Raw genomic sequence first — 18,952 nt, forward strand, 5'->3', positions numbered from 1 at the left:
CACGTAGGTGGGTTTCTTCCTGTATAAAAGCAGTTTACAACCCATAGGGCAGTCTTCCTGCACGCGGCATGGCTGGATCAGGCTCTCGCCCATTGTCCAATATTCCTCACTGCTGCCTCCCGTAGGAGTCTGGTCCGTGTCTCAGTACCAGTGTGGGGGATCCCCCTCTCAGGGCCCCTATCTATCGTTGCCATGGTAAGCCGTTACCTTACCATCTAGCTAATAGAACGCATACTCATCTTTTACCGACGAATCTTTAAAGTATCTTCCATGCGAAAATTACTTACTATGGGGTATTATTCTTCATTTCTAAAGGCTATCCCCCTGTAAAAGGTAGATTGTATACGCGTTACGCACCCGTGCGCCACTCGTCATCAGAAAAGCAAGCTTCTCTATGTTACCGTTCGACTTGCATGTGTTAGGCCTGCCGCTAGCGTTCATCCTGAGCCAGGATCAAACTCTTCATCGTTAAATTTTAAGTCTTACGACTATCTCTTTAACAACTAATAGGAATTTTTAAAATCTGTACTCTAAATGATTTATTCTCTTGTTTTGAATCAATCGTTTCCAATTAATTCTTACGCTGTCAATTCAATATGTTAATGAACTTTTTTTCCTTATCCAAACATCGTTTCCGAGTTTAGCGGGTGCAAATATAAAACCCTTTTTTTATTCCCACAACATCTAATCAAAATTATTTTTTAAAATATTTTCCCCTGATAAAAAATGTGGAAATGAACATCCGAAACCCATACTTCCGTTTTTGTTTCGGGCTGCAAATATAAAACACCTTTTTAATCCTACAACACCTTTCTGTATTTTATTTTTATTTGTTTTTCACATCCCTTTTAATGGTCTTGTTTATAGCTGATTACAATAAAAATTATTATAAACTAATTACTAACTAACCATACTCCACTTATCATATATATTTATTATAAGTCTATTCATCGGGAGTATTAGGGATAGTAGCGGCATCCTTTTGTATAAAACAAAAGATATAGCGGATAGCCCGCCGTTTTTGCTCCTTAAAAGCAAAAGCGGAATACCATAAATATTTATTAGAAACTTCACTTTGTCTATTATATATATAGGTATATCTTTGTGAGCTAAAATTTATACCATATATAATGATTAAAATTACTTTACCAGATGGTTCAGTTAGATCTTTTGACGAAGGTGTAACTCCATATGAAGTGGCTGTAGATATTAGTGAGGGATTTGCTCGTAATGTTATTTCAGCAAAATTCAATGATACAGTTGTTGAAATCACCACTCCATTAAGCACCGATGGTAATCTTACTTTATATACATTTAGAGATGATGATGGCAAGAAAGCTTTTTGGCATTCTTCTGCACACGTTTTAGCTCAAGCTTTAGAAGAATTATATCCTGATACTAAGTTATGGGTAGGGCCGGCTATTGATAACGGTTTCTATTATGATGTAGATTTAGGTGATGGTACTATTTCTGAGAAAGATTTTAAAGCTATTGAAACTAAAATGATAGAAATCGCTCGTGGCAAACACAACTTTAGTATGCGTAATGTGTCTAAAGCAGAAGCACTATCTTATTATAAAGGTAAAAACGAATATAAAGTAGATTTAATAGAAGGGCTTGAGGATGGCACGATTAGCTTTTGCGACCATTCAACTTTTAGTGATTTATGCCGTGGTGGTCATATACCAAATACTGGAATTATCAAGGCTGTTAAAATATTGAGTGTTGCTGGAGCTTATTATAAAGGTGATGAAAACGAAAAGCAACTCACCAGAGTTTATGGTGTCTCTTTCCCAAAACAAAAAGAACTTACAGAGTATCTTCATCTTTTGGAAGAAGCAAAAAAGCGTGATCATAGAAAACTTGGTAAAGAACTTGAGCTTTTTACTTTTTCTCAAAAAGTTGGACAAGGTTTACCGCTTTGGTTACCCAAAGGAGCTGCATTGCGCGAACGCCTAGAGAATTTCTTGAAAGCTGCACAGAAAAAAGCAGGCTACGAAATGGTTGTTAGTCCGCATATTGGTCAAAAAGAGCTCTATGTTACTTCTGGACATTATGCTAAGTATGGTGAGGATAGTTTTCAACCTATTAAAACTCCTAAGGAGGATGAAGAATTTCTTCTGAAGCCAATGAACTGTCCACATCATTGCGAAATCTATAATAACAAACCTTATTCATATAAAGAATTGCCAAAGCGATTTGCTGAATTTGGAACCGTGTATCGTTACGAGCAAAGTGGAGAATTACACGGTTTGACTCGAGTTAGAGGTTTTACCCAAGATGATGCTCATATATTCTGCACACCAGACCAACTAGATGCTGAATTCAAAGAGGTCATTGATTTAGTTTTATATGTATTTGGTTCTTTAGGTTTTGAAAACTTTACAGCTCAAGTCTCATTAAGAGACCCTGAAAATCCAGAAAAATATATTGGCAGTGATCAAAACTGGGAAAAAGCAGAACAGGCAATTTTAAACGCTGCAATTGACAAAGATTTAAATTATGTTGTAGAAACTGGTGAAGCCGCTTTCTATGGTCCTAAGTTAGACTTTATGGTGAAAGATGCCCTTGGACGTCAATGGCAATTGGGTACAATTCAGGTTGATTATAATTTACCTGAGCGTTTTGATTTGACTTACAAAGGCAGTGATAACGAGATGCACAGACCTGTGATGATTCATCGTGCACCATTTGGAAGTATGGAACGTTTTGTTGCTATTTTGTTAGAGCATACTGGTGGAAAATTTCCGCTTTGGTTGATGCCAGAACAAGCAATTATTATATCAATAAGTGAGAAATATGAAAAATACGCGGAAAAAGTTTTAAATTTGCTAGAAAATGACGAAATTCGCGCCCTTGCAGACAACAGAAATGAAACTGTAGGTAAGAAAATTCGTGAAGCTGAAATGCAAAAGTTTCCGTTTATGATTATCGTAGGCGAGCAGGAAGAAAAAGACAATACAATAACTGTGCGCCAACATGGTGGTGAAGACCTTGGCACAATTGCTGTAGAGGATTTTGTAAATATTGTAAAAGATAGAGTAAATAAAAGTTTAAAAACTTTTAAATAAATAACGTTTAATTTAAATACATAAGCCATAGCAATACGTAGAAACAGAAGGAATTATAATAGACGTGAAGCCCAAGAGGACAAGCACCGTATAAATTCTAAAATAAGATCAGAAGAAGTCAGAGTCGTAGGAGACAATGTAGAAGTGGGTGTTTACCCAATAAAAAAAGCATTATCTATTGCTGACGAACAAGGTCTAGATCTTGTAGAAATATCGCCAAACGCGAAACCTCCTGTTTGTAAAGTAATGGACTATAAAAAGTTTCTTTATGAACAAAAGAAACGCGAAAAAGCATTGAAATCTAAAGCAACTAAAGTAGTTGTTAAAGAAATTCGTTTCGGTCCTAATACAGATGACCATGATTACGAATTTAAAAAGAAACATGCTGAAAAGTTTTTAAAAGATGGAGCAAAACTAAAAGCTTTTGTATTCTTTAAAGGACGTTCAATTGTGTTTAAAGAGCAAGGACAAATATTACTATTAAGATTAGCCCAAGATCTTGAAGAATATGGTAAGGTAGAACAAATGCCTAAACTTGAAGGAAAGCGTATGATTATGTTTATTGCACCTAAGAAAAAATAGCTTCGGCTACGCTCAGCTAACAAGATATAGTTGACGCTGAAATAAATTGAAAAGTTACTGAACCAAGTTCAGGATAAAGATAATAAGCGAAACGTAAATTAAAAATAGGAGAAAATGCCTAAAATGAAAACAAAATCGAGTGCTAAGAAACGTTTCAAACTAACTGGCACTGGTAAGATTAAAAGAAAGCACGCTTTTAAGAGTCATATATTGACTAAGAAATCTAAAAAGCGTAAGCTTAAGTTAACTCATGATGGTTTGGTACACAAAGCGGATGAGGATAACATTAAAACAATGTTACGTTTAAAGTAATACTGTTTTAATCGGTTAAAACAATTTATAAACCCTGGAGTTAGGCAAAATTATTTAGCAAGTACCTTTTAGGTCGCCTACTACAAAAAACAATTAAGAAATGCCAAGATCAGTAAATTCAGTTGCTAAGAGAGCCAGAAGAAAAAAGGTTCTTAAGCAAGCAAAAGGTTACTTCGGAAGACGTAAAAACGTCTGGACAGTAGCAAAGAATGCGGTTGACAAAGCGATGCAATATTCGTACAGAGACCGCAGAAACAAAAAGAGAACATTCCGTTCGTTATGGATTATGCGTATTAATGCAGGTGCAAGACAACATGGAATGAGCTATTCAAAATTTATGGGAGGATTAAAAGCTAATAACATCGAATTGAATCGAAAGGTTCTTGCAGATTTAGCGATGAATCACCCAGAAGCTTTTGAAGCTATAGTAAACAAAGTTAAATAAGGCTTTTAGCCAAATTAATAACAACATTTCGCTTAAAAAAATCCGGTTCATTAAATTGAATCGGATTTTTTATTATTACAATTATTTATTTTCAGGTTGCTTTAAAAACTATTCAAATGAAAGACATCAAACTAGTGGTTACAGATATGGACGGTACATTACTCAACAGCAATCATGAGGTTAGTCAGCGTTTTTTCGATGTCTTTAAAAAATTAAAACAACAGGATATTCTGTTTGTGGCAGCTAGTGGAAGACCTTACTACAGTATTGCTCAAAAACTTCGGCTTATAAAAAACGACATCATAATAGTTGCCGAAAATGGTGGTTTACTTATTCAAAATGATGATGTATTACTATCCAATATTATTAACGCTAATAAACTATTAAAAATATATAACTTGGTTTCTAATATTGACGACACCTACCCTATTTTCTGCACAAAAAATCAAGCTTATATCCTTAGAGCTTCGGACAATTTAGTAGATACATTTTCCGAATACTATTCTGATTATACCATTATTGATGCTTTTGAAGAGATTACCGATGACGTTATTAAAATTGCATTATATCACACTACAGATTCAGAAGCTCATATTTTTCCTTTTGTGAAACATTTAAAATCTGAATTTAATGTTGTTGTTTCAGGGAACAATTGGGTAGATATTTCTGAAACGGACACACATAAAGGACACGCTATTACATTTTTGCAGAAAATGAATAATATAAAACCTTCAGAAACCATGGCTTTTGGTGATTATAATAATGATTTAGAACTACTAAAATGTGCTAAGTACAGTTTTGCTATGGCAAATGCACATCCTAATGTAAAAGCTGTAGCCAACTATAACACTAAATCTAACAATAACTTTGGAGTGGAACTTATTTTAGAAGCTTTAGTTGCCGAAAGCAGTAAGCACTAATCGTCTTCCCGATTCATTATTTCTATGCTCACAAAGGTAAATACCTTGCCAAATCCCCAAATTTAATTCACCGTTTGTTATCGGGATTTGAACAGACACTCCCATTAACGATGCTTTTATATGTGCTGGCATATCATCAGAGCCTTCAAAAGTGTGTTTGTAATAAGATTGGTTCTCTGGAACCATTTTATTGATATGACTTTCAAAATCTAATCTTACTGTAGGATCTGCATTTTCATTTATAGTTAAACTAGCGGAAGTATGCTTTATAAATACTTGTAACTGACCGATGCTAATTTCAGAAATCTCTGGAATAGCGTTTAATACTTCAGCCGTTATTATATGAAAACCTCTTGAAAATGCTTTTAGCCTTATTTCTTTTTGAAAGAATTGCATAGTAATGAAGGTTACTTATTATTCTGAGTCTTCAGAAATTTCATCAATAGCATATTTGAATTCTTCCCAATTAACTAGACCATCACTATCTTTATCATAACCTTCAATAAGTTTAGAGGACACGATACCTCGGATGAACCCATTAATCTCTGCTTGCTTTAACAATTTCACAATCTCTTTCTTTGTCAATTTTCCATCACCATCTATATCAAAGAATGCAAAAGCCTCTTCAGGAGTGCTATAATGGTTCGTTATTAATATTTGAATTTTATTAAGTATAACTTCTTTTCTTCCCATTTTTAATTGAATTAATTAAGAGTTAAAATACTAAAAAAACAACTAAATATTAGTGAAATCAAGTTTTTTGCTTCTTCTTTTTAGCTGCTGGAAATAGCACATTATTTAAAATAAGACGATAGCCAGGTGAAGTAGGATGCAAATCGAGCTCAGTTTTAGGGTCGCCTACTCTATGCGTATAATCTTCTGGGTCATGACCACCATAAAAGGTAAAGAAGCCTTTTCCTTTAATGCCATGAATATATTTAGCTTCACCATTGGTTCTGTTCTCACCCATTACTAACACATTCGATTTAATCTGTTCTCTAGTGAAAGACGTAGTTTGTCCCATAAAACCTTTAACTAAAGCTGTATGGTTTTGGGTCAACATTGTTGGGATTGGATCCCATTTAGCCGAATATTCCATCAGCGAAAAATAATCTGTTGTATATGGTATTTGCCGCTTACGTGTCATGTCGATTGATGAAAACTCGTAAACATTTGGGCTTCTTTCTAAAATGTAATCCTTAAAAGCGAAAGTGTTTTTAAAGTCAATTTTACTCTGATAACTTGGGTCACTTCCGTCACCATCAAACATTGGCTCACAGATATCTACATTTTTTGCAGAAAGTGCTATATCAAAACTGTCGGTAGCAGAACACATAGCAAACATAAAACCACCTCCTACAACATAATCTCTTATTTTGAGTGCAACAGCCAACTTTGCATCCGAAACTTTACTGTAACCTAATCGCTTTGCTAATTCTTCTGCATTTTTCTTTTCTTCAATATACCATGCCGCAGAACGATAGGTTCTATAAAATTTACCGAATTGACCCGTAAAGTCTTCATGATGAAGATGTAACCAATCATATAGTAGTAACTCATCCTTTAAAACTTCTTCATCGTATATTGTTTCATATGGAATCTCCGCATAGGTCAATACCATTGTTACCGCATCATCCCAAGGTTGTTTTCCGTAAGGTGTATAAACCGCAATTTTCGGGGCTTTTTCTAGAACAACTGCTTCTTGGTTAACAGCAGGACTAGCAATCTCTTCTAAAATTTGAGCCGCTTTTGCATCAGATATCACTTCAAAAGTAACCCCTCTAATTTGACATTCACGTTGAATAATTTCTGCATCTGGTAATAAAAATGAACCTCCTCTATAATTCAGTAACCATTTTACTTTAAGCTCTCGCTCTAGTGTCCAATACGTGACTCCATAAGCCTTTAAGTGATTTTCTTGCGTTTCTGCATCCATAGGAATGAGTATGTAAGATGCATAAGCATTAATGCTTAAGGAAAATACAAATAAAATGAAGGCAATTTTTTTCAAGTTCATAGATCTATACCATAATAACAATGAATTATCGTATTCAAACTTGTTCATTTTCTGTTCTATTTTCTTGTTCATAAATTTCCTTAACTAAGGCTATGCAAATTAATCACAGCGTCATATAACAAAAAAGCAACTTCGTTTTCGACACAAGAATTCATTATCATACTGGTAATAAAACGAAATATAACTAAATTTTAGTCTACACTCCTTCATTTTATCATTCTTTTAAGACCTAAATAGAATACGAAATAAGTTTTTCGTAGTGAGGTTGGCATTCACTTAATAATGAGTTTAAATGTTTTGGAAAAGGTGTTTCTTTTGGTTTATATTCTTGAAAACCACTTGACTTGTGTACATTACTATACCAATATTTAGCCCAAATGCCGTCTTCTTTTCTTTGTTGCGGTTGCCATGATAACATATTAGCATCAAATTCTATTTTAGCAAAATCACATAACTTCTGGAGTGTTTCTTCTGGGTTTAATAATACCTTTTTGGAGTCTAATACCGTAAAAGGAATATTGTGCTTTTCAAAATATTCTAATAATTCTATGTGTAGTGCATAACCAACATCATTAATAGTAGGATTCTTAATCACTTTATCAAAAGAAGGCAACATATCTTTAGGGTCTCTTGTTAGTATTATATTGACCGTATTTTTCATAAAGTCACGGTTTACACCTAGCAAGTGATGCGTCATATGCTTAAAAAACAATACTGGTTTTTCATTTGTATTGAGCATCATTTCTATCACTTTATCACCATTATTCTCCATCATCATCAAAATATCCTGTGAACCAGGATGATAAGAATGTGCTTCGGGATGATGCTTTAAATAATAGGCATACAAAGGCTCATCAAAAACTTTAGTGTCGTTTCGTTGTGCAAATGAATACATTAATGCTGTAGAAATATTTCGTGGCCCAGACCATAAGCAAATACGCTTTATATTATCCATCGCTTACTGAGTTTTCAATTAATGTTTTGTAAAGATTGCTTAGTTTTTTTGTCATATCACCATAGTTACCCTTACCAATTTGTCGACCATCAATTTTTGTAACTGGTGTTAATCCACCAAATGTTCCTGTAACAAAAGCCTCGTCGGCTCCATAAACATCAAACAATGAAAAATCTTTTTCAAAACATGGAATATCATTTGCTTTACAAACTTCAATAACTTTAGCCCTTGTAATACCGTTCATGCAATACTTGCTTGTAGATGTCCATACTTCATTATTCTTTACGATGAAAAAATTAGTTGCATTACATGTAGCAACAAACCCATGAATATCTAACATTAAAGCTTCATCTGCTCCAGCCTGGATTGCTTGAATTAATGCTTGTACTTCGTGAAGTTTACTATGGCAATTTAATCTTGGGTCTAAATAATCTGGTGAACCTCTTCTAATCGTACTTGTAAATAAGGTAATTCCTTTTTCCTTAGACTCTTTAGAAGCTGTTTTATATTCTGGGATAATAACCACATTCGGACCAGATATAGTTAATCTTGGATCTTGGGAAGGTGTTTTTTTGATACCACGTGTTACCATGATTCTCACATGAACTCCATCACTCATATCGTTGGCCTTCAGTGTAGCCCATACCTTTTTAGTAAGTTCTTCTTTCGTAAACGGTAAATGCATACCTACTGTTGCAGCAGATTGCCATAAACGACTAAAATGATCTTCTAAAAAAACTAAAATACCATGATGCAAACGTAAAGCTTCCCATACACCGTCACCAACTAAATAGCCACTATCAAAAACTGAAATTTTGGCTTCATTTCTTGGAAAAAGCTGATCATTTATAGAGATTAGAATATCATTATTTCTAGAATCTTCTAGAGCGTTGTGTGTCCCATGAACCATAGACTTAATTTTAAAGTAGAAAGATACTTAAAATTATATCTTGTTATAACAAAAAAGGTTTAGTCTAATGTCGTTTCATTACCAGATAGTAGGCTAGCAATAATCTTGGTATTTGGAAATTGTTCTAAAATAATTTTAATAAAAACTGTTATCGGTATTGCCATAACTAGTCCCGGAATTCCCCAAAGAAAACCCCAAAACATAAGCATTACTAATACAGCTATTACATTTATAGAAAACGATTTACCCATAAAAATAGGCTCTAAAACAGCTCCAAAAGTGACTTGAACCATTGAAATTGAGAATATAAAAAAGAACAAAGTACTTGTTGGATCTAACTCAACAAATGCAAAAATGGAGAGACATATAACAGAAATAAAAGAGCCTACCATTTGAACAAAATTAATTGCAAAGGCAAATAAGCCCCAAAATATTGGGAAGCTCACGTCAAAAAAGACACACATTAAACCTGTAAACAATCCTGTTAGTGCACTTACTAATACTTTAACTTTTATAAATTTTATGAGATCTTTTTCAATCTTCATAAATGTTTTAATGGAAGTATGTTTTTGTTTTAGAATTGTATTATTTAACAGTTTATGCACATTGATAGATTCCGCTAACCAAAGCACAACAAAGAAAACAGTCATTAATAAACTGGTTAGGAATGAATTTACAAAACCTAAGGTTGATCCTAAGTTTTCTTTTTGAAACAATTGCGCCAAAACGTTTTTATCTTGTTCAAATTCAATACCATAGTTTTCTAATAAATAACCTTTTAAAAGTGTTATTTTTTCTTCGGCTTTAGGGAAGAACTCAGATTTAGTTGCTAATATTTCTTTACTAGATAATTGCACTAATTCAATACCCAATTTAAGTCCTCCTGCGGCTAATAGCAATACAATAATTATACTAATAACTTTAGGAACTTTTCTTCGTCCGAGCCAACGCATTAGAGGTAAAAACAGTAATGCTATAAACATTGAGAATATCAATGGAATAAATATGAACGATAGTATTTTAAGGAGATAAAATACTAAGGGAACAACTATGATAAGTAACAAGATATTTGTTGTACGTCTTTGATCTAGCATGAGGCAGTTTCTTTAAATAGGCGCGTAAATATAAGCCAAAAAACGTTTTTTGACTTCATAAAAGGCTGTTAAAAAGGAACTCCATCATCTTCTGGCCCATCAAAAGCATCAGAAGCCGAAGGGAAACTATCTGGTTTAAAGGTATCATCATTAGCTGCTGCATTCATTTTTGAATGGAATTCGCCAAATGGAGTATCAAAGTCATCCAAATTATCAAACTTACCTAAATGACCGATAAACTTCAAACGAATGTTATCTAAACCACCATTTCTATGTTTAGCCACAATAAACTCTCCTTGCCCTTCTGTAGGTGAACGTTCTTCATCATCCCATTCATCTATTTTGTAATATTCTGGTCTATAGATGAACGAAACAATATCTGCATCTTGTTCAATCGCTCCAGATTCACGTAAATCCGATAGCAAAGGACGTTTACTTCCACCACGAGTTTCAACAGCACGCGATAACTGAGATAATGCAATTACAGGAATACTTAACTCTTTTGCTAAAGCTTTAAGGTTACGAGAAATAGTAGATATTTCTTGTTCTCTATTACCGCCTTTTTGACTTCCACCTGCTGTCATCAACTGCAAATAATCAATCATTATCATTTTAATGCCATATTGAGATGCTAAACGACGTGCTTTTGCTCTTAAATCGAAAATTGAAAGTGAAGGTGTATCATCAATAAATAATGGGGCTTTTTCTAAAGTTTTTACTTTAACGTTAAGTTGTTCCCATTCGTGCTTTTCGAGTTTTCCTGTTCTTAGTTTTTCTGAGGATAATCCTGTTTCACTCGAAATTAAACGCGTAATTAATTGCACTGAAGACATTTCTAAAGAAAAGAACGCTACAGGAATATTACTATTTACCGCAACATTACGAGCCATAGTTAATGTAAATGCCGTTTTTCCCATACCAGGACGCGCAGCTACAATCACTAAATCGGATGGTTGCCAACCAGAAGTCAACTTATCTAACTTATCAAAACCAGAAGGAATACCACTCATTCCCTCTTTATTAGAAATTTCTTCAATTTTTTTCTTTGCTTGTATCACTAAACTTTGAGCAGTCTCAGTGGATTTTTTAACATTACCCTGAGTAACTTCATAAAGCTTGGCCTCCGCATTATCTAGAAGATCAAAAACATCTTTAGTTTCGTCATAAGCCTCTTCAATAATTTCGCTCGAAATTTTGATTAAACTTCGTTGAATATACTTTTGAAGAATAATACGCGCATGAAACTCAATATGTGCTGAAGATGACACACGTTGTGTTAAAGAAATAAGATAAAAATCACCACCAACCAAGTCTAACTTTTCATCTTTCTTTAACTGACTAGAAACGGTTAATAAGTCAACAGGTTCACTATTTTCAAATAATTTGAAAATAGCTTCAAAGATATATTTATGTGCCTCTTTATAGAAAGCTTCTGCACTTAAAATGTCAATAACCTCATCTACACCCTTCTTGTCTATCATCATAGCTCCAAGCACAACTTCTTCTAAATCAATAGCTTGAGGAGGTATTTTTCCTTTTTCCAAGCTAATTATTGTGCTCTTATCGACTTTATAGCCTTGTATTGGGTTGGGTTGTTTCATAAGTAACAAAAGTAGCGAAATTGTATCGACGAACTGCACATGGACTGTTTAGCAATCTCAACAGGTCTTTAACAATTTAACTGTTAATAACTCTAATATATTGTTAATAGTGACAAAAAAAACCGAAGTTAAAACTTCAGTTTTTTTAAGTTGCCTATGTTTAGTGGATTTAGTCTTTATAGACTCCCATTTCATCATATTTATCCATACGCTGTTTCACTAAATCTTTTGGTGATAAGTTTTTAAGCTCTTCATAAGATTTAACGATTGCATCTTTAACAGCTAAAAATGCTTTTTCTCGGTCTGTATGTGCACCACCAAGTGGTTCTTTGACAATCTGATCAACCAGCTTCATACGCTTCATGTCTTTAGCAGTAAGTTTTAGAGCTTCTGCTGCTTGTTCTTTATATTCCCAGCTTCTCCATAATATTGAAGAACATGATTCTGGAGAAATAACAGAATACCAAGTATTTTCTAACATTAAAACACGGTCTCCTACTCCAATACCTAATGCACCACCAGAAGCACCTTCTCCAATTATTACTGTAATAATTGGTACTTTAAGACGGGTCATCTCTAAAATATTTCTCGCAATAGCTTCCCCTTGTCCGCGCTCTTCTGCTTCTAAACCAGGATAAGCACCAGGCGTATCAATTAAGGTTACTACAGGAATTCCAAACTTTTCCGCAGATTTCATTAAACGTAATGCTTTACGATAACCTTCTGGATTTGACATTCCGAAATTACGGTACTGCCTTGTTTTAGTATTAAAACCTTTTTGTTGACCAATAAACATATAAGATTGGTCTCCGATTTTACCTAAACCACCAATCATAGCCTTATCGTCTTTCACATTTCTATCTCCATGTAACTCTAACCAAGAGTCTCCGCAAAGTGCTTTTATATGATCTAAGGTATAAGGTCTATCCGGATGGCGAGATAATTGTACACGTTGCCAAGCTGTAAGATTTTTATAAATATCTTTTTTAGTTTCAGCTAATTTTTTTTCAATCTGCTTGCAGGTTTCAGTGACATCAACATCACTTTCCTTTCCTATAATCTGGCATTTATCTAGCTGTTCCTCTAATTCTTTTATTGGTAATTCAAACTCTAAGTATTCCATACAATTTGAAGTTAGGTTTTTTGTTAGTTAGTTAATGCAAACCTACGTATTCTAATTTAATTTTTAGAACTATTTACATAAAAGTAGGTTCTCTTTGACCTATTACAAAAATAGACTTTATCGAAGAAAATATAAAAACTTTAATCGGTAATTTTATGTGTTTTGCCTTTTCGTCTTTTATAGTTTTTGAATACGGCATCAAATAATACAGTTACAATTACAAGAATAGCACCTATGTAAAATTGTGGTGACATTTTTTCAGTCTCAGGAAATAAAATCAGAGCAAGCGCTATACCATAAATAGGCTCTAAATTATAACTCAAAATTACTGTAAAAGGACTTATATAACGCATTACTTCAACTGCACCAATAAAAGCATAGGCTGTACAAACAGATGCTAGGATGAAAAGATAAATCCAGTCAGAATTTGAAAGCTTAAAGAATTCCGCATTAAAACGAGTTCCTGACAAAAGGATAAATGCGGTTAGAAACAATACACCACTTATAAACTCGTAAAATGAAATGATTGTAGCGTTATAACGTTCTATAAATCGTCCATTAATAACAGCAAACAATGTTGAAAATAATGCAGATAATAACCCTAAAATAATACCATTGAGATAACTCATTTCGCTACTGGTTATTAAAAAGACTCCAAATATTACAATAATGCCAAAAAGTATTTCGTAGCCTAATATGCGGCGTTTAAAAAAAATAGGTTCGATAAAAGAGGCAAAAAAAGCTCCTGAAGAAAACATAGCAAGTGCTATAGATACATTGGCCTGATTGATGGCTTCAAAAAAAGTAATCCAATGTAAAGCTATAATGATACCTGCTACTGAAAATTGTAAAAATGCTTTTTTAGTAATTTTTATATTAAGTTTTATAATCTTAATATATACAAACATCAAAACACCAGCTATTGCCATTCTATACCAAACTAACTCTAGCGAGCCAATAGTAATAAGTTCTCCAAGAATTGCTGTAAAGCCAGCAATAAAAACTAAAAGGTGTAAGTGTAAATAATGCTTTAGTTTAGCGTTTGGCATTTTGCAGAAGGTATATTGCTAAAATACCAAATATAAAATTAGGAAACCATACTGCTATAACTGCAGGGAAATTTGACTGCTCTGCCATGACTCCAAAAATCTTATCAAAAAAGACATAAATCATGGCAATAGCAATACCAAAAGCTAAATTGACGCCCATACCGCCACGCCTCTTTACAGATGACACTGCAACTGCTATTATAGTTAGAATAAATATAGAAACTGGTAAACTCCATTTTTTTTGCTTCACCACTTCGTAGCGCCCAATATTAGGAGAACCTCTCTTTTTTTCTGCTTCAATAAATCTTAAAAGCTCACTATAAGGTTTTGTTTCCGCAGCATATGAAACAGGTGTTAAATCTTCTAATTCAAATGGTAGATTCAAATTTTTTTTATTCTCTTTTTCTACAGTTTCTATACCATTTTCAAAACTACGTTTTAGATATTTAGTTAATTGATAACTTGAATCTTCTTCAACATATCGTATACTACTGGCGAAAATTTTATATTTGAGCTCATTACCCTCAAAATGCTCGTAAGTAAAGTTTCTTCCTACTTGTGTACTGGTACTAAAGTTGCTTACAAAAATATAATCATTATCGTTGATCTGCTGATAGACATCACGTGTTTTTTGAACTTGTTTATTTTTCTTAAGATACTTAAATCGAAACTCATTAAAACCCTGACTGGCAATCGGTGCCAAATACATTCCTAAAAACAAAGCGAAAACCGCTACGATAGATGATCCTATAAGGTAAGGCCTTAAAAATCTAGAAAATGAAACTCCAGAACTCAGAAAAGCTACAATTTCTGTATTATTAGCCAACTTAGAAGTAAACCAAATTACAGATAAAAATAAAAATAAAGGAAATAGTAAGTTTGCGAAATAGACGGTGAAATCGAGATAATACGCAGTTACATCTCCAAATGGAGCCTTGTTTTCTAGCATCTTTCCTACCTTCTCTGCTAAATCTACTGTAATTCCAATGGGAATAAACAATAGCAACATCATTAGAAATGTAAGTAAATACCGCTTTAATATGTACCAATCTAGTATTTTCACCTACTATAGTCTATTATCCATTTGTTTCACCATTTTTTCTTTCCAAGATCCAAAATCTCCTTCAATTATATGTTTTCTCGCTTCTCTAACTAACCATAAGTAGAAACCAAGATTATGAATCGTAGCAATCTGCTTTCCTAATAATTCATTTACTGTAAACAAATGTCTTAAATAGGCTTTGCTGTATTCAGTATCTACAAAAGTAATACCCATTTCATCGACAGGAGAAAAATCATTAGCCCATTTCAAATTCTTAATGTTTATTGTACCATGTGCCGTAAACAACATGCCATTTCTAGCATTTCTTGTTGGCATTACGCAATCAAACATATCCACACCTAACGCGATATTTTCTAATATATTGATTGGTGTACCTACTCCCATAAGATATCTAGGCTTGTCTTCTGGTAAAATACTGCAAACCACATCTGTCATTGCATACATTTCCTCGGCAGGCTCACCAACTGATAGTCCACCTATAGCATTACCTTCTGCATCAGCATTGGCAATATATTCTGCAGATTGTTGCCTCAAATCTTTATATGTACTCCCTTGAACAATCGGAAAAAAGGTTTGTTCGTAATCATATTTAAAAGGAGTCTTTTTTAAATGTGTTAAACAACGTTCTAACCAACGATGCGTCATATGCATAGAACGTTTTGCATAATTATAATCGCATGGATAAGGTGTACATTCATCAAAAGCCATAATAATATCTGCTCCAATGCTTCGCTGCACTTCCATGACGTTTTCTGGAGTAAAAAAATGGTAACTACCATCAATGTGCGACTTAAATTTCACTCCTTCTTCTTTAATTTTTCTATTAGCAGACAACGAATAAACTTGATAACCACCAGAGTCCGTTAAAATATTCCGATCCCAATTCATAAACTTATGTAAGCCGCCAGCTTGTTCTAAAATTGGTGTTTGAGGTCTTAAATACAAATGATATGTATTTCCTAAAATTATATCTGGATTAATATCATTCTTTAACTCTCTCTGATGCACACCTTTAACAGAAGCTACAGTGCCGACAGGCATAAAAATTGGAGTCTCAATTTTACCATGATCTGTAGTAATAACTCCAGCTCTGGCTTTAGTTTCTTTGTCTGTTGCTAAGCGTTTAAAATCCATTGAAAATTATGTCTGATGGCAAATATAAATAACTCAATTACATTCGTTCTTAATTAAAAATAAAAATTGTTAGCAAATCCCTAAAATCGTTAATAAGTGATAACTATCAATCTTTGAAAGGCTTTTATAAAAACCTATTTTTGTGCCAATAATTTAAGCTATATAATATGCCAAATATTCAACAGTTAGAAGATTTAACCACACAAGTTCGTAGAGATATTTTACGCATGGTACATAAAGTAAATTCTGGTCATCCAGGAGGTTCTTTAGGTTGTGCCGAATTTTTCGTTTCATTATATAAAGAAATTATGGATCGAAACGAAGTCTTTGATATGGATGGAAAAGACGAAGATTTATTCTTTCTTTCAAACGGACATATTTCACCCGTATTTTATAGTGTTTTGGCTAGATCTGGTTACTTTCCTGTGGAAGAATTGAACACGTTTAGATTAATAGATTCTCGTTTACAAGGGCATCCAACAACACATGAAGGTTTACCTGGTGTAAGAATCGCATCAGGTTCACTAGGCCAAGGAATGTCTGTTGCTATTGGTGCTGCACAAGCTAAGAAACTAAATAACGATAACCATATCGTATACAGTCTTCATGGTGATGGAGAATTACAAGAAGGACAAAACTGGGAAGCTATTATGTATGCCTCTGGGAAAAAAGTAGATAATCTTATTTCTACCATAGATTTAAACCACCAACAAATTGATGGTTCTACAGACGATGTTTTACCTATGGGAAGCCTTAAAGCAAAGTTTGAAGCTTTTGGCTGGACTGTTTTAGATATTGAGAAAGGAAATAATATAGAAGCAATTCTTAATGGAATGGCTGAAGCTAAGTCTTTAACAGGGAAAGGGAAACCTGTTTGTGTGTTATTACATACAGTAATGGGTAATGGTGTAGATTTTATGATGCATACACATGCATGGCATGGAAAAGCACCAAATGATGAGCAATTAGCCATTGGGTTAGAACAGAATGCTGAAACTTTAGGAGATTATTAAACCACTTTTGAATTACGAATTTAGATTTATGAAAACATACACATACACAGAAAAGAAAGATACAAGAAGCGGTTTTGGAGCTGGTTTAGCGGAATTAGGACGTACAAATCCTAATGTCGTTGCCCTCTGTGCAGATTTAATTGGTTCTTTAAAAATGAATCAGTTTATAGATGAAAATCCTGAGCGTTTCTTCCAAATAGGAATTGCTGAAGCAAATATGATGGGAATAGCTGCTGGTTTAACTATTGGAGGGAAAATTCCATTTACGGGTACGTTTGCAAATTTCTCTACTGGTAGAGTTTATGATCAGATTCGTCAATCTATTGCATATTCTGGTAAAAACGTAAAAATCTGTGCATCTCATGCTGGCTTAACCTTAGGTGAAGATGGTGCAACACATCAAATATTAGAAGATATAGGTTTAATGAAAATGCTACCAGGTATGGTAGTTATTAACCCTTGTGATTATAACCAAACAAAAGCTGCAACTATTGCTATTGCAGAACATGACGGACCAGTATATTTAAGATTTGGACGTCCATCTGTTCCAATTTTTACTCCTGCTGATCAGAAGTTTGAAATCGGTAAAGCCATTCAATTTACAGAAGGCACAGATGTTACTATTGTGGCAACTGGTCATTTAGTTTGGGAAGCATTAGAAGCTTCAAAAGCCTTAAACGAGGCAGGAATCTCTGCTGAAGTTATTAATATTCATACTATAAAACCTCTAGACGATAAAGCTATTTTAGATTCCGTTTCTAAGACAGGTTGTATTGTAACTGCAGAAGAACATAACTATCTAGGTGGTCTTGGTGAAAGTGTTGCTAGAGTCTTAGCACAACACAGACCTACTCCACAAGAGTTTGTAGCAACCAATGATACTTTTGGAGAATCGGGAACACCAGCTCAACTGATGGATAAGTACGGATTAAACAGTGCTGCTATACAAAAAGCAGTAAAAAAAGTATTAAAAAGAAAATAAGTTCGTTTTGGCAACGTTTTTGATATTACATACCTAATCTTAAAAACGAACATTATGAAAAATTTGAAAAAGTCAGCTTTATTTGCTGCAATTTTAGCATTTATTAGTTTTAGTTTAAGTGCACAAGAAGGAAGTGCTTTTGGTATTAAAGGTGGTTTAAACTACAGTGCTAATGGCGATTATTTTCAGTCTATTGGCGATAATGCCAAAAATCCAGATCGTAATATTGGTTATCATATCGGAGTCTTCGGAAAAATTGGCAAGAAGCTTTATTTTAGACCAGAACTCATCTACACAGCAACCAAAAGTGATTATGACAGTGATAACTTCAATGTCAAAAAAATTGATGCTCCTCTTTTAGTTGGAATGAAAGTTTTAGGTCCAATTAGTGTTTTTGGCGGACCATCACTACAATATATTTTAGATACTGAATTTGAAGGTATTAGTATTGATAATGTAGAAGATGATTTCTCAGTGGGATTGAATTTTGGAATCGGTCTTAATCTTAAAAAAATAGGAATTGACTTGAGGTACGAAAGAGGATTCAATAATAATGAAGCTACTTTTATTGATAACAATATTGGAACTAATGTTACTAGTAGAATTGATACTAGACCAGATCAGCTTATTTTGAGTTTATCTATTGCATTATAAAAATTCTAAAATTTTAAATGAAGAAAG

Annotated in this window: 19 protein-coding genes and 1 rRNA gene (1 of these 20 only partly in view); 8 read left to right on the forward strand and 12 right to left on the reverse strand. The window is 33.7% G+C overall.

Translation table 11 applies throughout. The annotated features are described in order from the left end of the window. Window positions 1-469, reverse strand: a 16S ribosomal RNA gene (locus tag SJY34_RS05025) (it extends 1,057 nt beyond the left edge of the window). Between the two features lie 661 nt (window positions 470-1,130). Between SJY34_RS05025 and thrS the strand changes: the two genes are divergently transcribed. The 5 genes from thrS (at window position 1,131) to SJY34_RS05050 (ending at window position 5,330) form a co-directional block, all read left to right on the forward strand. Then, window positions 1,131-3,071: a threonine--tRNA ligase gene (gene thrS / locus SJY34_RS05030; RefSeq protein ID WP_400079524.1), complete on the forward strand. Its 1,941-nt coding sequence runs from the start codon at window positions 1,131-1,133 to the stop codon at window positions 3,069-3,071. A 33-nt stretch (window positions 3,072-3,104) separates the two neighbouring features. Next, window positions 3,105-3,653: a translation initiation factor IF-3 gene (infC, locus tag SJY34_RS05035; protein WP_400081326.1), complete on the forward strand. Its 549-nt coding sequence runs from the start codon at window positions 3,105-3,107 to the stop codon at window positions 3,651-3,653. Window positions 3,654-3,767: 114 nt separating this feature from the next. Beyond that, complete coding sequence (gene rpmI, locus SJY34_RS05040) at window positions 3,768-3,965, forward strand: 50S ribosomal protein L35 (RefSeq protein ID WP_215925145.1); 198 nt, start codon at window positions 3,768-3,770, stop codon at window positions 3,963-3,965. Window positions 3,966-4,065: 100 nt separating this feature from the next. Next, window positions 4,066-4,410: a 50S ribosomal protein L20 gene (gene rplT, locus SJY34_RS05045; RefSeq protein ID WP_400079527.1), complete on the forward strand. Its 345-nt coding sequence runs from the start codon at window positions 4,066-4,068 to the stop codon at window positions 4,408-4,410. 116 nt (window positions 4,411-4,526) lie between these two features. Then, window positions 4,527-5,330, forward strand: a complete 804-nt coding sequence (locus SJY34_RS05050; RefSeq protein WP_400079529.1) for an HAD family hydrolase — start codon at window positions 4,527-4,529, stop codon at window positions 5,328-5,330. On the opposite strand, the gene SJY34_RS05055 is transcribed toward SJY34_RS05050, so the two are convergent. From SJY34_RS05055 to tgt, 11 genes are all read right to left on the reverse strand, one after another. After that, a complete protein-coding gene (locus SJY34_RS05055) occupies window positions 5,304-5,726 on the reverse strand; it encodes a secondary thiamine-phosphate synthase enzyme YjbQ (RefSeq protein ID WP_400079533.1) in 423 nt (140 codons plus the stop codon). The genes SJY34_RS05050 and SJY34_RS05055 overlap by 27 nt on opposite strands. Window positions 5,727-5,744: 18 nt before the next feature. After that, on the reverse strand, window positions 5,745-6,023 hold the full coding sequence (locus SJY34_RS05060; protein WP_400079536.1) for an EF-hand domain-containing protein: 279 nt from the start codon (window positions 6,021-6,023) through the stop codon (window positions 5,745-5,747). Between the two features lie 58 nt (window positions 6,024-6,081). After that, on the reverse strand, window positions 6,082-7,266 hold the full coding sequence (locus SJY34_RS05065) for an asparagine synthetase B (protein ID WP_400081329.1): 1,185 nt from the start codon (window positions 7,264-7,266) through the stop codon (window positions 6,082-6,084). A gap of 310 nt (window positions 7,267-7,576) precedes the next feature. Then, complete coding sequence (locus SJY34_RS05070) at window positions 7,577-8,302, reverse strand: sulfotransferase family protein (protein ID WP_400079538.1); 726 nt, start codon at window positions 8,300-8,302, stop codon at window positions 7,577-7,579. Next, the gene (locus tag SJY34_RS05075) at window positions 8,295-9,212 is read right to left on the reverse strand and encodes an aminotransferase class IV (RefSeq protein WP_400079541.1); all 918 of its coding nucleotides are present in this window, start codon (window positions 9,210-9,212) and stop codon (window positions 8,295-8,297) included. The genes SJY34_RS05070 and SJY34_RS05075 overlap by 8 nt, the downstream gene beginning before the upstream one ends. 59 nt (window positions 9,213-9,271) lie before the next feature. Next, the gene (locus tag SJY34_RS05080; protein WP_400079543.1) at window positions 9,272-10,306 is read right to left on the reverse strand and encodes an AI-2E family transporter; all 1,035 of its coding nucleotides are present in this window, start codon (window positions 10,304-10,306) and stop codon (window positions 9,272-9,274) included. 68 nt (window positions 10,307-10,374) lie between these two features. Next, complete coding sequence (gene dnaB / locus SJY34_RS05085; RefSeq protein WP_400079546.1) at window positions 10,375-11,907, reverse strand: replicative DNA helicase; 1,533 nt, start codon at window positions 11,905-11,907, stop codon at window positions 10,375-10,377. A 169-nt stretch (window positions 11,908-12,076) separates the two neighbouring features. After that, window positions 12,077-13,030, reverse strand: coding sequence for an acetyl-CoA carboxylase carboxyltransferase subunit alpha (locus SJY34_RS05090; RefSeq protein WP_400079549.1), 954 nt, complete (start codon window positions 13,028-13,030; stop codon window positions 12,077-12,079). Between the two features lie 140 nt (window positions 13,031-13,170). Then, a complete protein-coding gene (locus tag SJY34_RS05095) occupies window positions 13,171-14,079 on the reverse strand; it encodes a DMT family transporter (RefSeq protein WP_400079551.1) in 909 nt (302 codons plus the stop codon). Beyond that, the gene (locus SJY34_RS05100) at window positions 14,066-15,088 is read right to left on the reverse strand and encodes an LptF/LptG family permease (RefSeq protein WP_400081331.1); all 1,023 of its coding nucleotides are present in this window, start codon (window positions 15,086-15,088) and stop codon (window positions 14,066-14,068) included. Before SJY34_RS05100 ends, SJY34_RS05095 begins: the two co-directional genes overlap by 14 nt. 57 nt (window positions 15,089-15,145) lie before the next feature. Further along, on the reverse strand, window positions 15,146-16,276 hold the full coding sequence (tgt, locus tag SJY34_RS05105; protein WP_400079554.1) for a tRNA guanosine(34) transglycosylase Tgt: 1,131 nt from the start codon (window positions 16,274-16,276) through the stop codon (window positions 15,146-15,148). Between the two features lie 167 nt (window positions 16,277-16,443). Between tgt and SJY34_RS05110 the strand changes: the two genes are divergently transcribed. From SJY34_RS05110 to SJY34_RS05120, 3 genes are read left to right on the forward strand one after another with little or no spacing between them, the layout of a single operon-like run. Beyond that, window positions 16,444-17,289, forward strand: coding sequence for a transketolase (locus tag SJY34_RS05110; protein WP_400079556.1), 846 nt, complete (start codon window positions 16,444-16,446; stop codon window positions 17,287-17,289). 28 nt (window positions 17,290-17,317) lie between these two features. Then, window positions 17,318-18,271 carry a transketolase family protein gene (locus SJY34_RS05115; protein ID WP_400079559.1) on the forward strand — a complete coding sequence of 318 codons (954 nt, stop codon included), beginning with the start codon at window positions 17,318-17,320 and terminating at the stop codon, window positions 18,269-18,271. A 54-nt stretch (window positions 18,272-18,325) separates the two neighbouring features. Beyond that, window positions 18,326-18,925: an outer membrane beta-barrel protein gene (locus SJY34_RS05120; protein ID WP_400079562.1), complete on the forward strand. Its 600-nt coding sequence runs from the start codon at window positions 18,326-18,328 to the stop codon at window positions 18,923-18,925. Window positions 18,926-18,952 lie beyond the last annotated feature (27 nt).

This window comes from Winogradskyella sp. R77965, assembly GCF_044594915.1.
Classification (GTDB): domain Bacteria; phylum Bacteroidota; class Bacteroidia; order Flavobacteriales; family Flavobacteriaceae; genus Winogradskyella.